Origin of the sequence: Agrilactobacillus fermenti (assembly GCF_021030645.1) — a bacterium.
Taxonomy (GTDB): Bacteria; Bacillota; Bacilli; order Lactobacillales; family Lactobacillaceae; genus Agrilactobacillus; species Agrilactobacillus fermenti.
In genome coordinates, this window is the sequence record NZ_JACGCJ010000001.1 from 1 (window position 1) to 14,502 (window position 14,502).

A 14,502-nucleotide genomic window follows, 5' to 3' on the forward strand; every position below is an offset into this window, starting at 1 on the left:
GCGGACTGATACTAATCGGTCGAGGACTTGACCAAAAGAACGGCAAGCAGAAGATTCAAGGGTAAAGAAGACATGATATGTGGTTTTGAGGGCACGAAGTGCTCAGGAGAAGTGCGGTGGCGATAGCAAGAAGGCAACACCTGTTCCCATGCCGAACACAGAAGTTAAGCTTCTTAACGCCGAAAGTAGTTGGCGGGCAACCGCCTGCGAGGTTAGGAAGTCGCCGCGCTTTATTCCGGTTTAGCTCAGTTGGTAGAGCGCTTGACTGTTAATCAAGATGTCGTCAGTTCGAGTCTGACAACCGGAGTTGTTGACGGCTGGGAGGCCGTTTTTTTAGTATTAATTTTAATATTAATATTAGACCCGTTGGTCAAGTGGTTAAGACACCGCCCTTTCACGGCGGTAACATGGGTTCAAATCCCGTACGGGTCATTCGCCGGCTTAGCTCAGCTGGTAGAGCATCGGTATCGTAAACCGAGGGTCACAGGTTCAAGTCCTGCAGCCGGCATTCGAATGAAAAATAGCAGTATTAAGTATAAGGCGAGACCAATTCCGATTATTCGGCTTTGGGGCTCGCCTTTGCTGTTTACTCAGCGTTCATTCGTCAAAATTATATTAATATTAGATTGAAGGTATTATTTTGGAAAAAAAGGAGAAAACATTCCTTGGGCAGCCTTGGGGGTTGTCGACGTTGTTCATGACTGAATTTTGGGAAAGATTTAGTTATTATGGTATGCGCGCAATTTTACTGTACTATATGTACTCTGCTGTTGAAAAAGGCGGCTTAGGTTTTAGCCAAACGACGGCCTCTTCAATAATGGCTATTTATGGTTCTCTAGTTTACTTGACTTCAGTTATCGGCGGTTTTGTGGCTGACCGTATTTTGGGTAGTCGTCGTACTGTTTTCTGGGGCGGGGTCTTAATTATGTTAGGGCATATAGCCTTGGCTTTACCATTTGGGGCACCAACCTTATTTTTATCAATTGGGTTGATCACAATTGGGACCGGATTATTGAAGCCAAATGTGTCAGAAATGGTCGGCACACTTTACACTGAAAATGACGTTCGACGTGATGCCGGTTTTAGTATTTTCGTAATGGGTATCAACCTTGGATCCTTATTGGCACCATGGATCGTTGGAACAGTTGGACAGAGTGTCAACTTCCACCTAGGCTTCTCTATCGCGGCTATTGGCATGTTCTTTGGCTTGTTGCAATACTACTTTAGCGGTAAAGAGTATCTAAGCGAAGCTTCTTTACATCCAACGGATCCAATCACAGCTGCTGAAAAACCTAAGATTCTTCGTAATCTTGCATTATGGTTTGTACTAGCCATTTTGGTGTTTGGTAGTTTAGCAATTATTGGTCAGTTAAATATCAATAATATCGTTTTAGTCTTCAGTATTTTAGGTGTTATTTTGCCAATTGCATACTTTATCATGATGCTTTCGAGCAAAAAGACAACTAAAGTTGAACGTTCCCGTATTTGGGCATACATTCCGCTGTTTATTGCTAGTGTTTTATTTTGGTCCATTGAAGAACAAGGCTCCGTTGTCTTAGCATTGTTTGCGGCTAACCAAACGCAGTTGGATTATACTTCAATTCAGTGGTTACCTGGATTTTTACAACATATCTTGCCTTCATGGTTTCAATCTTTAAATCCATTTTTCATTATTATTTATACGCCAATCTTCGCCGTTTTGTGGACAAAATTGGGACGGAAACAACCATCAACGCCGTCTAAATTTGCCTATGGTCTTTTATTTGCGGGTTTATCCTTTATTGTGATGATGATTCCCACGCTAACCCATGATACAAAATATTTAGTGAGTCCATTATGGCTTGTTTTGAGTTGGGCCATTGTGGAAATTGCTGAAATGTTGATATCACCGATTGGCTTGTCTGCCACAACGAAATTAGCACCGAAAGCATTTCAGTCGCAAATGATGAGCATGTGGTTCTTGGGGGATGCCATGGCACAAGCAATCAATGCGCAAATCGTTAAACTTTACACACCGCAAACGCAAGGTGTATATTTTGGTGTTGTCGGTGGTATTACGATCGTATTTGGGATTCTATTATTTACGATTGTACCTAAGATTCGAGACCTGATGCAAGGCGTGAAATAGGCTCAAATTGTAAAGTTGAGGGTGTGCGCGATGGTGAAGATTGCAATGAGCAGTGATAATCACATTGATGTCAATCATTTAGATGCTGCGGAAACTTTATCACAGCAATTAGCTTATTTATTAGAAAATCAATTTGATTATTATCTGATAGCTGGTGATCTGTTCAATGATTTTCAAAAATCTTTGGCTTTCGTACGTTCAATGAATCAGCAAGCTAATGGGAAATTGAAGGTTTACTTTATCGCGGGAAATCATGATATGGTCAATGGGACTGATTATCCAACTTTACAGACGCCAATCGATCCGGTCTACTTGCATCAAAAAGTTATTGATATTCCAGATACAAATTATCGAATCATCGGCAATAACGGTTGGTATGATTATACCTTTGGCCGTGATTTTGACCCAAAACCGCTCAAGGCTTACATTCAATGGCGGAATGCCTATTGGATCGATGGCGGCATTACCGGTCTTGGCGATGATTTAGCAATGATGCAAACGATTCTGAATCAGGTTTATACGCAATTCTTAGCCGCACGCGCTGCTCAGAAAAAAATTATTTTTATAACACATTTTGTACCACGAGCTGAGTATATATTTTATAGTTTAGATCGACCTTATTGGAACATGGTCAATCCTTTACTAGGTAGTCAACATCTTGGCGCCCTTATTGAAGCTTTTCAAATTGAACATGTGATGTTCGGCCATCTACATGTGCGACATAAGCCAAGGCTAATTCATAATACGACTTATTATAGTGCACCAGTGGGCTATGGACTGAAACGAATGCACGAATGGGTCGGTAAAGATTTTATGACTGAATGGCAACAAACGCTTCAAATTATTAAAATTTGATATTGCAATTTTGGTTAGATTTTAGTATTATATTTAAGTCGGGTTACATAGTAATCCTATGGAGGAGTAGCGAAGTGGCTAAACGCGGCGGACTGTAAATCCGCTCCTTCGGGTTCGGTGGTTCGAATCCACTCTCCTCCATATCATTGGGTTATAGCCAAGCGGTAAGGCAACGGACTTTGACTCCGTCATGCGCTGGTTCGAATCCAGCTAACCCAATCTACCGTGTTCGACGGGTGGTTTAATTAAGGTTTTGACTGATACTAACTTCTTCCCATTGATAGTAATAGATAAATTATGATTAGATATATATTATTGGACGCGGATAGTAGTCGGGACAAAGTAATCGCTTTGTTTCGGCTATTTTTATATCCACTGACTTAAAGCAAATTTAGAAAGTGAGGATTAATAATGATGAAAATTGGTTTTATTGGTGTTGGACATATGGCTAGTGCTATGATTCAAGGCTTATTGCGTGCGGGTTATTCAGAGCGGGATATTGTTGTTCATAGTGCCCATCAAGCTCACTATGAAGCTTTTGCGCAAGCAAATGGGGTAATTGCGGCCAAAGATAACCTAAGCCTTGCGCAGACAGCTGATCTAATTATTTTAGCGGTTGAACCAAGTCTGTACCAATCAATTCTCACTGAAATTAAACCTGCCATTACGACAAAAAAGATAATAGCATCGGTCTTAACAGGTATTACGGTTGCCCAACTGCAAACAGCACTCGGGGTGGATATGGTGCCGATTGTGCGGCTGATGCCAAACGTTAATGTTGCAATCAATCAAGGTATGACGGCTATGCAAGGGAATACAGCGAGTTTACCTGAGGCACGGGCAACTATCCGAGGTGTTTTTGAAAAATTAGGGGCAGTGATGATACTGCCAGAAGATAAGTTTAGTGTTTTTGTAGCCTTAGCCGGTAGTTCACCAGCGTTTATCTACTTATTTATCGACAGTTTGGCACGTGCTGGTGTTAAATATGGGTTGTCTAAGGCTCAAGCAACTGAGATTGCAGCGCAAGCCACATTGGGTAGTGCTCAAATGGTCCTTGATGCTGATCAATCGCCATTTGATTTGATCGATCAAGTTTCATCACCTGGTGGCACAACAATTGCTGGGCTATTAGCTATGGAAGAACATGGCTTGATTACGAGCGTGATCAAGGGCGTTGATGCGACGATTGCTAAGGATGAACAAGGTTCTTAAAAATAAAATAACGGGCGAAAACAAATTCAACATTTTGTTTTCGCCCGTTATTTAGTTATGAATAACTTAATTTTAAAAAGGGTTCAAAATGATTTCACTTAATCTCAAACTCAGCAATTTAGGCTAATTAGAGTATCATTTAATTGTACCTTATTAAATAATGTGCAATAAATAACAAGCATTTGATAAATTAGCTATTATTGTCGACCACTTCAATACCTAATACAGTTAGATGACCGTTGGCAATCAATTGAATGGTTAGATGTGCCATATGTTCGGGTGAAAAATTGCTATCGGTGTTAAGCCACCACTGGACGTTACTGATGAAAATCGCCGTCATGTAAGCGATGATGAAACTTGTTGGAATCAATGTTTGTCCCTGTTTGATCCGCAGCTTATCAAAGATTTCTGCATATTGATGCTTTAGCAGTTCTTGCAAAGTATTTTTTAGAATACTGACGTTTGTCGTGTTAACTAATGATTTGAAGAAGTCGTGGTTTTCTTGTACAAGGGTGAAAAATTGGGCTAGCATTTTATCCACTGAGGTCAAGGCGACCTTGCGATCTTTTGTCCAAATATCTGCACTAAGGACTTCCTTGATTGAAGTCAGGGCATTGGCAAAAATATAATGATAGAGGTCTTGCTTGTCCTTGAAATGCGCGTAAAAGGTAGCTCGATTGATCATCGCTTCATCGGCGATTTCCTGAACGGTGATTTGTTCGAAGCCTTCTGTACGAACGAGCTTTTGAAATGCTTCAACGATTAACTTACGTGTACGAATGACACGAAGATCTTGTTTATGACTCATCAACAAACCCTCTTTTTTCTTGCTTACGCAACAGATATAGCTAAAGTGATGTTTATGAAAACAGTATTGCGATATTGTTTATTGAATTCACTTATATTTGTTATAAACTTAACAAATAAAGTATAACAAACGTTGTGTTGGTTATTCAACGGCTGTTGTGGAAGTGGAGGTATTCAAATGACGCAAAAGCCCCTTTATGGTGGGATCGATGTTGGTTCGACCACCGTTAAATTAGTCGTTTTAGATGAAAACAACCAGTCATTATATGAAACTTACCAGAGGCATTATTCGGATGTTAAAACTGCGACCAAGAAAATCATTGCAGAGGCGAGTAGTCGCTTAGGTGAACAAACACCAATTCGCTTTACGATTACTGGTTCTGGGGGTATGGGTCTCGCTGAAGTATTAGATGTTAAATTTGTACAAGAGGTCATTGCGTGTACGCGAACAGTTGAGGTCATGATTCCGGACACGGATGTGGCTATCGAACTGGGTGGTGAAGATGCCAAGATCACCTTTTTTGATGGTGCTATGGAGCAGCGGATGAACGGTAGTTGTGCCGGTGGGACTGGGGCATTTATTGACCAAATGGCCTCGTTATTGAAGACTGATGCGGATGGCGTCAATGAACTGGCCAAAGACTTTAAGCATATTTATCCGATTGCTTCCCGCTGTGGCGTGTTTGCCAAAACAGATGTCCAGCCATTGATCAACGATGGGGTGTCTAAGAATGATATTGCCGCAAGTATTTTTCAAGCGGTCGTTAATCAAACGATTGCTGGCTTAGCATCCGGCCGTAAAATTCGGGGGAAAGTTGCTTTCTTAGGCGGACCACTTTACTTCATGAGTGAGCTACGGGCTCGTTTTGTCGATACACTAAATATTGCCCCTGAAGACGTTATTTTTCCCGAAAAGCCACAACTATTTGTCGCAAAAGGTGCGGCCCTCTATGCTCAAGACCAACCGACAACAACTTTTGACCGGTTATTAGATCATTTAGCCAATGACCAAACGAATGCGCTTAAGCTTAGCGATACTTTGCCGCCACTTTTTACATCTGAAGCTGAATTAGCTGAGTTTCGCCAACGTCACGATCAGGCAAAAGTCGATACTCGTGATTTAGACAGCTACCAAGGGGTGGCTTATTTGGGCATCGACGCTGGTTCAACGACTACCAAAGTTGCTCTGATGAGTGAAGACCATAAATTGCTTTACACTTGGTATGGTAAAAATGATGGCGATCCCTTGAAGAAAACAATGCAGATCCTAGCTGACTTGTACGCTAAGCTGCCTGAAAGTGTGACGATTGGTAAAACTTGTGTCACTGGCTACGGCGAGCAGCTGATCAAAAATGCGCTGCGGGCCGATCTTGGTGAAGTTGAAACAGTGGCGCATTATAAGGCGGCACATTTCTTCCAGCCGGACGTTGATTTTATTTTGGATATCGGTGGGCAAGATATGAAGGCTATGCATGTGAAAGACAATGCCCTTTCGACGATTCAACTCAACGAAGCTTGTTCTTCTGGCTGTGGTTCTTTCATCGAAACTTTTGCAGAATCATTGAAGTATGATGTTAAAGATTTTGCTAAAGTGGCTTTATTAGCAAAACAACCTGCTGATTTGGGATCTCGCTGTACCGTATTTATGAATTCAAAGGTGAAGCAGGTTCAAAAAGAAGGCGCCACGATTGGTGATATTTCTGCAGGATTGTCCTATTCTGTCATTAAGAATGCACTTTACAAGGTCATTAAAGTACGACGGCCTGAAGATCTTGGACAACATATTGTTTGCCAAGGTGGTACTTTCTATAATGAAGCGGTCTTACGGGCTTTTGAACAGATCAGTGGTCATGAGGTCATTCGCCCGAATATCGCTGGATTGATGGGGGCTTATGGGGCGGCAATCATTGCCCAAGAAGCGTACCAAACCGGGGACGTGACGACCCTTTTGAATACGGCTGAAATGGGTCAGTTTACGGCTGAAAAGGAATATATGCACTGCGGCCTGTGTGAAAACAACTGTCAATTGACGGTAACCGTCTTTAATGATGGTCGGCGCTTTGTCACGGGCAATCGTTGTGAACGTGGTCAAGCTAAGGGTATGCAGATCAAGTTAAGACAAAAGAATACCAAGATCAATCTTGTTAAAGAAAAGTATAAGCTCTTGTTTAGCTATCGGCCGTTACGCAAGAAATTAGCAACGCGAGGTGTCATCGGCATCCCACGGGTCTTGAATATGTATGAAAATTATCCTTTGTGGGCGACTTTCTTTAAAGAACTTGGTATTCGAGCAGAATTGTCGCCGCGTTCCAATAAGGCATTATTTGAACAGGGCATTGAAACGATCCCTAGCGATACCGTTTGCTATCCAGCCAAAATGACGCATGGGCATGTGATGGCATTAATCCATAAAGGTATCAAGACGATTTTCTATCCCGGTGTCGTTTACGAACGGGAAGAAAATAGTCAAGCACGTAATCATTTTAATTGCCCGATTGTACAGAGTTACTCAGATGTGATCCGTAATAATGTGGATGAAATTCGTGATGGTCAAATCGACTATCGCAATCCTTACTTGAATTTGGCTGATGAAAAATCAGCAGTTAAGAATTTATTCCTGACTTTTCAAGACTATGGCGTGACTGAAGCTGAGGTTCGAGCTGCCTTTGAAAAAGGTATGGCGGAATTAGATCATTTTAAACAGCAGATCCATAATCGTGGCGAAGAAGTCTTGATGCGACTCCATGAAAAGAATGAACGAGCCATCGTGCTGGCAGGCCGGCCGTACCATTTGGATCCCGAAATCAATCATGGTATTTCTCAAATCATTACTCAGGAGGGCTTTCATGTTTTGACAGAAGATAGCATTTCCCATTTGGGGGATGTTAAGGGGTTACGGGTTGTCAATCAGTGGGTCTATCATGCGCGCTTATATGCAGCAGCTGAAGTTGTCGCTAAGGAACCAAACCTAGAATTAGTCCAGTTGAATTCCTTTGGTTGTGGGCTAGACGCAATTACCACCGATCAAGTTGGCGAAATCCTAGCGCAGCACAACAAACTCTATACATTACTGAAAATTGACGAAGGGTCTAATATGGGCGCTATTCGGATTCGTTTGCGGTCGCTAAAAGCTGCCATTAATGAACGGCAAAAACGCCATATTTTGCCTAAAAAGTTATATGACATGCCGGAACCAATTCCATTCACGAAAGAAATGCGGCAAAAACATACGATTTTAGTGCCAATGTTGTCACCGATTCATCAAGATGGTTTGGTGGATACAGCTTTGAATGAGTCGGGTTACCGGGTCGTTACTTTGCCAGCCCATGACCCTAAAGCGGTGGATGAAGGTTTGAAATTCGTGAACAACGATGCCTGCTATCCAGCGATTATTTCCATCGGTCAAATGATTGAAGCCTTAAAGAGCGGCCAATATGATTTGGACAACATTTCTGTTCTAATGACGCAAACTGGCGGCGGCTGCCGGGCAACGAATTATATTCCGCTGATTCGCAAAGCATTACGAGATGCAGGTTTCCAGCAAGTACCAGTCATCTCTTTATCTATGGGTAACCAGGGCACAGAAAAAACCGGTGATGGCTTTAAATTGAGTCCAATGTTGCTGAAACGCTTAGCAATTGCTTTCTTGTATGGCGATTTGTTTGAACGCGTGGTTTATCGAACCCGGCCATATGAACAAGAAGCTGGTCAAGTTAATCAGCTGCATACGCAATGGTTATCATTGGTGCAGGATAATGTCAAGAACGGTAGTCTACGGGAATTTAAACGTAACGTGAAACAAATTGTAGCTGATTTTGACTCCGTACCACTACGTAACATTCAAAAGCCAAAAGTTGGCATTGTAGGAGAGATCTTGGTCAAATATTCACCAATTGCCAATAACAATATTGTCTCACTGTTAGAAAATGAAGGTGCTGAAGCGGTTGTGCCCGATATTGCCGGCTTCATGAACTATTCACTGTATAATCAAAAAATCAAACATGAACAATTTGGTTTATCCTTGAAATCTGAGGTATTGGCAAATGCCGGTATTAAATTGGTTTATCAGCTGCAAAAGCCAATGCAGCAGGCTTTAGAACAGTCGAGACGGTTTACTGGGATTACCAAGATTGAGACTTTGGCTGCTTCAGCTAGTAAGATCTTGAATTTAGGCAACCAAACGGGTGAAGGTTGGTTCTTAACCGGTGAAATGATCGAATTGTTAGATGATGGTGTGGATAATATCATTTGTATGCAACCCTTTGGCTGTCTACCAAACCATGTCGTGGGCAAAGGCGTGATCAAAGAATTGCGGCGGCAATATCCGAAGGCAAATATTGCACCGATTGACTATGATCCTGGTGTTTCCGTAGTCAATCAATTGAATCGAATTCGGTTGATGTTAGCTTCAGCTAATAAAAACATGCCAAAAGCAGACGCGCCTGATGCAATGATCCAACAACAGCCAACACCAAACCAGCAGACCGTAACGGTGTATGCTAAGCAAAAATAGAAGAAGCTATTGGTGAAGTGCACGTTAGACTTCATCAATAGCTTTTTTGCTATGCTGAAATGTGTTTTGAAATTATCAACCTTTGTAAACGCGCTCCAAAGGGTAACTTCGTCACCTAACATCGAATGCTTCAAATGGAAAGGACACCATTTAGAAGCATTCTTGTTAGTGCTCCGAAATTGCCCACCCTTTGTCGCGCTCTTTTTATATTGATTTGTTGGTCTATACCGATTATACTGTAGGTAATAAATCTTATTTGTGTAAAAGGAGTGGCAGCATGTGTGCTAAAGTTTTGAAACACGTGGTAATTTATACTGGCGAGGAAAAAATTCAGGACGGTTATGTTCGATTTACAAATAAAATTTTAGATGTTGGTCCTGTTGCTGATTATCATGCTCAAGCAGGGGATGAAGTTGAAATTTTGCGTGATCGCATTTTAGTACCTGGTTTCATTGACGTACATGCACACGGTGGTTATGGTTTTGATGCCATGGATGGCGATCCAGAACAAATTGCCACAATGGCGCATAAAATGATGACTAACGAAGGGGTTACGACTTTATTTGCCACAACCATGACACAATCTAACGATAATATTGACCATGCCATGGCGGGCGTTAAAGTTGCAGCTGAAAAGAATCCCGTCATTCAAGGGGTTCATTTGGAAGGGCCATTTATCTCAGCAACGTTCAAGGGCGCCCAACCAGAACAATTTATTAAGGATCCTAATGTAGAGCTATTAGCTCATTGGAATGAATTATCTGGTAACCGGGTCAAATTGATCACTTATGCGCCTGAAGATGAGGGTGCCCAAGCCTTTGAAGACTATTGCTTGTCTCATGGTATCGTCCCATCTGTTGGGCACAGTAATGCCACTCGGGAACAGTTGCTACACAGTAAAGCAACACACGTCACACACTTATATAATGCACAGCGAGAATTTAAACATCGTGAACCTGGTGTGACTGGGCATGCAATGTTGGAAAATAATATGTATGCGGAATTAATTTGTGATGGTTTCCATATTGTGCCAGATATGATTAAATTAGCTTATGAACAAAAAGGCGTGGATCGAATCGAACTCGTTACCGATTCAATGCGTTCTAAAGGAATGCCTGAAGGTGAAAGCGAGTTGGGTGGTCAAAAAGTATTTGTTAAAGATAAACAAGCCCGCTTGGCTGATGGAACATTAGCTGGCTCTGTTTTACAATTTCCAGACGCATTCGTAAACATTATGCGTTTCACGGGCTGCTCTATTGCTGATGCTGTCCAAATGTCTAGCGTGAACCAAGCCAATGAATTTGGTCTAGAGCATAAGGGCTACATTCTGCCAGGTAAAGATGCAGATATGAATTTATTTGATGGGGCATTAAATCTCAAAACGACTTATAGTTTTGGTCAAGCCTTCCACGCAGAAAAATAGGGGATGACTTAAGTGCGCTCACCAATTTATATTGAAATACACAATCGAATACGTAAAGATATTGAGTCTGGTAAGTGGCAAGTTGGACAACGCATTCCAGCTGAGCGTGACTTAGCAGAGACTTTTGGTGTCAGTCGGATGACCTTGCGTCAAGCCATTAAAACATTAGTTGATGAAGGTATTTTAGAACGCCACGTTGGATCTGGGACTTACGTGGCGAGTCAAAAAGTCCAAGAGAAAATGTCGGGGATCACTAGTTTTACGGATCTCATGCAAGCGCAAGGTAAAGTGCCGTCAAGTAAAACTATTTCCTATCATATGGCAAGTCCAACGCTAAGTGAGATCGAGCGCTTAGAATTACCTGATGGCAATCAGGTTTTACGTATGGAACGAATTCGGTATGCTGACGGGGTGCCAATCAGTTTTGAAACAGCGGCTGTGCCAGCGGATTTGATTGAAGGCTTTTCAAAAGAAGAAGTAACTGCATCACTTTACCATGCTTTAGAAACTAAAGGTGGTTACCGATTAGGTGGTGCCCAACAAACGGTTTCAGCAACATTGGCTTCTGAAAGAATCGCCGACTATCTAAAAGTCAAACGTAATGATGCTATTTTAAAATTACGTCAGGTTTCATTTTTAGATTCTGGTCGACCATTTGAGTACGTCCGTACCGAATATGTTGGTGATCGGTTTGAATTTTATCTTGAGCGTTAAAATAATTTAAAATTAAGTGTGCATCTGAGTAATAATTGATTACTGCCTTTGAAGTATTTTTAGAAACAGGCAGTCAGGGTGGCTGAGACAAGACTAACATTTTGTTTTCAGCCACGTTTTTGGTTTACGAATGTTTTCATATTAAATATATTACAAAAGTCAACGGCCTTGATTCTGTGAATACTCCGCCACTGATTATTTTTTATCTCACGCGCTCGAGTTGTTGGATTATGCCCACCATGGCGACAAGTGAGGGATTATTTAAATATCAACGAAAATTCCGGATTTGGTTAGCTTAATATATGGTTTTGTGATAGAATTTTTTAGGTACTTTTGTAATCTCCCAGGAGGAAAAAATGGTTAATTCCAGTAAGAAATACAAGACACTGACTAAAAAGTTATTTATATTATTTATCGTTTTACAGCCGTTCTTGGATATTTACTTTTTCTATGTCCCACCGTTATCCAAAATGCTGTCCTTTTCAGTTCCAACAATTATTCGGATCTTGTTTATTTTTATCATTGGCTTACTATTCGTTTTTAGTGAGCGTAATCATAAAATGAATTGGTTTATTCTCGGATACGGGGCTTTATTGCTTGTTTATTTTGTACTTCATGTCTGGAATGCAAAGCACTTCTATACTTTTGCGACAAATAATCTGAATTATTCCACAGCGGGAGAACTCTTTTATTTGGTTCGGATGATTATTCCACTGTTTGTTATCTTATTAGCTTATCAAATCAAAATTAATCGTAAGCTTTTTTTACGTGTGATCGTTACGTTAACATTACTCGTTTCTGGTAGTATTGTTTTAACTGATTTATTTGGTTTTGCACTCGCATCCTATGGTAGTAAATGGATCAACGGGAACTTTTTCAGTTGGTTTAACGTGAATACTGGATTTACGTATTGGGATACAGCGGCTAAAAGCTTTTTCTACTATGCTAATGCAGTTTCGGCATTAGAACTCTTGCTAGCGCCGATTGTTTTTTACTACATGTTTACGACTTTTAACTGGCGTTCGATCAGTTTGACCTTTATTCATATTTGGGCCATGTTTATTTTAGGCACTAAAACAGCTACATTTGGGGTATTGATCTCAATTTTTGGTTCGTTTGGGTTATATTTCTTGTTCCGTTACTTTAGGGATAAACAGCCACTGCGAAAGGGTACGATCTGGGTCTTTATTGGGTTAGTGCTCTTTAGTGGAGTCGTACTGCCATTTTCGCCAACCTTGAATCGACAACAAGTAGATAATGTGGTGGTTACGAGTCGTGAAGGTTCTAAAAAGACGGCTGAGAAGCGGGATCGCTTTTTGAAGCAACAATTCGCACTCGCGATGAAAGGGACTAAAAAAGATTTAGCACCGATCATCAAAAATAATTACGTCGATTATGGCTTGCAGGCGAAATTTGTTGAGGGTGGTTACTCTTATAAAATTGATCCGATGTTCTGGTATGACATTATGACCAAGTGGCCAGCTGCAGATCGGGCTAACTTCCGTAAATTAGAAGAAGCACAGTTGAAACGCGTCAAAGAAATCAACCATAATCATTGGGATGATTGGCTGGGGATTACTTATACACGAATGAACCATGTATTCAATTTAGAACGTGATTTTGTTTCCCAGTGGTACAGTATGGGTTATCTAGGTGTCTTATTATTAGTGATGCCTTATGTGTTTTTGATGCTTTATGGTATTTATTTGATTCTAAAACAGCGCCGTGAATTGATGACTTATTGGCATGTGACGCTATTGTTTGGGGTCGTGTTAGTACTCGCAATTTCATTTTATAGTGGTAATGTGTTAGATTTTCTATCTGAATCAACGATTTTAGCATTTATTGAAGGATACTTTATCTCTAGTTTGCGGCATGGTGATGCGAACTAAATTTAATTAAGTGGTGGCAAAATGAGTGACGTAAAAGTAGCAGCAGTCGTGGTAACATTCAATAAGTTGGACCTGCTTAAAGAGAATTTAGCAGCAATTCGCCAACAAACCACGCCAGTCAACCATATCATTGTGATCGATAATCATTCAACGGATGAAACACCGGATTATCTTAAACAACAGACTGACTTGATCAATATTCGTACGGATGAGAATTTAGGTGGCGCTGGTGGCTTTAATCGTGGGTTAAAAGCTTTCATGAGTGAAACCCATGACGACCTTGCTTGGATCATGGATGATGATACGATGCCGCAGCCTGATGCTTTGGCTAAGTTATTGAATGCTGGTCAAAAGGTTACTGACTATGGCTTCTTGTGTAGCAATGTCAAGTGGACGGATAACATGCCAAGTTTGATGAACATTCCTAACGTTCAAAAAACAGGCTGGAATTTAATCGCGGAAAAGGGTTTGATCAATGTGCAGAGCTGTTCCTTTGTTTCTGTGTTGATTCCACGAAAGGTCATTCAAAAAATCGGCTACCCGATTTCTAAGTTCTTCATTTGGGGTGATGATTTTGAATATACCTTGCGCATTACGACCACTGATCTAAAAGAAAATGGCTATTTTGTGGGTGATAGTATTGCCATTCATAAAATGAAAGCCAATCTGCCAGTGGATATTCTACACGAGGCAAATGGCAATCGAATCGACCGCTTCTTTTATAATTACCGAAACCTTTATTACATCTCTAAAAAGCAAGGTGGCCGTTTCTTACTACGGCATATTGTGACTGCCTTATATACTTTAGTTAAAGTACCATTTGTGAGTCCTAATCGCCGCTTAAAGCGCATGGGACTGATCTTACATGGCTTATTTGCCGGTATGGTATTTAAGCCAGAAATTGAATATCCCAAGTCAAATTAATTTAATTTGCATCAAAGAGAAAGTAGGGTATGCT

9 protein-coding genes, 5 tRNA genes and 1 rRNA gene are annotated in these 14,502 nt (G+C 41.0%); 14 read left to right on the top strand and 1 reads right to left on the bottom strand.

Translation table 11 applies throughout. The features are described 5' to 3' along the window. Positions 1 to 112 precede the first annotated feature (112 nt). The 9 genes from rrf (at position 113) to proC (ending at position 4,195) form a co-directional block, all read left to right on the top strand. Positions 113 to 229, top strand: a 5S ribosomal RNA gene (gene rrf, locus FHQ08_RS00005). 5 nt (positions 230 to 234) lie between these two features. Next, positions 235 to 307 (top strand) — tRNA-Asn (locus FHQ08_RS00010). Between the two features lie 53 nt (positions 308 to 360). Then, a tRNA-Glu gene (locus FHQ08_RS00015) sits at positions 361 to 432 on the top strand. A gap of 3 nt (positions 433 to 435) precedes the next feature. Then, positions 436 to 508 (top strand) — tRNA-Thr (locus tag FHQ08_RS00020). A 189-nt stretch (positions 509 to 697) separates the two neighbouring features. Further along, positions 698 to 2,128, top strand: a complete 1,431-nt coding sequence (locus FHQ08_RS00025; protein WP_230912333.1) for a peptide MFS transporter — start codon at positions 698 to 700, stop codon at positions 2,126 to 2,128. A gap of 30 nt (positions 2,129 to 2,158) precedes the next feature. Then, entirely contained in the window at positions 2,159 to 2,983 is an 825-nt protein-coding gene (locus FHQ08_RS00030) for a metallophosphoesterase (RefSeq protein WP_230912334.1), read from the top strand. A 60-nt stretch (positions 2,984 to 3,043) separates the two neighbouring features. Then, a tRNA-Tyr gene (locus FHQ08_RS00035) sits at positions 3,044 to 3,124 on the top strand. Positions 3,125 to 3,130: 6 nt separating this feature from the next. Beyond that, positions 3,131 to 3,202, top strand: a tRNA-Gln gene (locus FHQ08_RS00040). A gap of 195 nt (positions 3,203 to 3,397) precedes the next feature. Next, positions 3,398 to 4,195, top strand: coding sequence for a pyrroline-5-carboxylate reductase (gene proC / locus FHQ08_RS00045; protein WP_230912434.1), 798 nt, complete (start codon positions 3,398 to 3,400; stop codon positions 4,193 to 4,195). A 190-nt stretch (positions 4,196 to 4,385) separates the two neighbouring features. On the opposite strand, the gene FHQ08_RS00050 is transcribed toward proC, so the two are convergent. After that, positions 4,386 to 5,003 (bottom strand): TetR/AcrR family transcriptional regulator, encoded by a 618-nt coding sequence (locus FHQ08_RS00050; RefSeq protein WP_230912335.1) that lies wholly within the window; start codon positions 5,001 to 5,003, stop codon positions 4,386 to 4,388. A gap of 177 nt (positions 5,004 to 5,180) precedes the next feature. Here FHQ08_RS00050 and FHQ08_RS00055 point away from each other — a divergent pair, with 177 nt between their 5' ends. The 5 genes from FHQ08_RS00055 to FHQ08_RS00075 all read left to right on the top strand — a co-directional run bounded on the left by FHQ08_RS00055 (position 5,181) and on the right by FHQ08_RS00075 (position 14,468). Beyond that, the gene (locus FHQ08_RS00055) at positions 5,181 to 9,515 is read left to right on the top strand and encodes a 2-hydroxyacyl-CoA dehydratase (protein WP_230912336.1); all 4,335 of its coding nucleotides are present in this window, start codon (positions 5,181 to 5,183) and stop codon (positions 9,513 to 9,515) included. A gap of 277 nt (positions 9,516 to 9,792) precedes the next feature. Beyond that, a complete protein-coding gene (gene nagA, locus FHQ08_RS00060) occupies positions 9,793 to 10,938 on the top strand; it encodes an N-acetylglucosamine-6-phosphate deacetylase (RefSeq protein ID WP_230912337.1) in 1,146 nt (381 codons plus the stop codon). A 12-nt stretch (positions 10,939 to 10,950) separates the two neighbouring features. Continuing rightward, positions 10,951 to 11,652, top strand: a complete 702-nt coding sequence (locus FHQ08_RS00065; RefSeq protein ID WP_230912338.1) for a GntR family transcriptional regulator — start codon at positions 10,951 to 10,953, stop codon at positions 11,650 to 11,652. A 356-nt stretch (positions 11,653 to 12,008) separates the two neighbouring features. Beyond that, complete coding sequence (locus tag FHQ08_RS00070) at positions 12,009 to 13,544, top strand: O-antigen ligase family protein (protein ID WP_230912339.1); 1,536 nt, start codon at positions 12,009 to 12,011, stop codon at positions 13,542 to 13,544. 21 nt (positions 13,545 to 13,565) lie between these two features. Beyond that, positions 13,566 to 14,468 (top strand): glycosyltransferase family 2 protein, encoded by a 903-nt coding sequence (locus tag FHQ08_RS00075; protein WP_230912340.1) that lies wholly within the window; start codon positions 13,566 to 13,568, stop codon positions 14,466 to 14,468. Positions 14,469 to 14,502: the final 34 nt, after the last annotated feature.

What these genes read in the sequence shown, in the direction of transcription:
- FHQ08_RS00025 (WP_230912333.1), top strand. Translation starts at nt 698, where the DNA reads ATGACTGAATTTTGGGAAAGATTTAGTTATTATGGTATGCGCGCAATT.
- FHQ08_RS00030 (WP_230912334.1), top strand. Translation starts at nt 2,159, where the DNA reads ATGGTGAAGATTGCAATGAGCAGTGATAATCACATTGATGTCAATCAT.
- proC (WP_230912434.1), top strand. Translation starts at nt 3,398, where the DNA reads ATGAAAATTGGTTTTATTGGTGTTGGACATATGGCTAGTGCTATGATT.
- FHQ08_RS00050 (WP_230912335.1), bottom strand. Translation starts at nt 5,003, where the DNA reads ATGAGTCATAAACAAGATCTTCGTGTCATTCGTACACGTAAGTTAATC.
- FHQ08_RS00055 (WP_230912336.1), top strand. Translation starts at nt 5,181, where the DNA reads ATGACGCAAAAGCCCCTTTATGGTGGGATCGATGTTGGTTCGACCACC.
- nagA (WP_230912337.1), top strand. Translation starts at nt 9,793, where the DNA reads ATGTGTGCTAAAGTTTTGAAACACGTGGTAATTTATACTGGCGAGGAA.
- FHQ08_RS00070 (WP_230912339.1), top strand. Translation starts at nt 12,009, where the DNA reads ATGGTTAATTCCAGTAAGAAATACAAGACACTGACTAAAAAGTTATTT.
- FHQ08_RS00075 (WP_230912340.1), top strand. Translation starts at nt 13,566, where the DNA reads ATGAGTGACGTAAAAGTAGCAGCAGTCGTGGTAACATTCAATAAGTTG.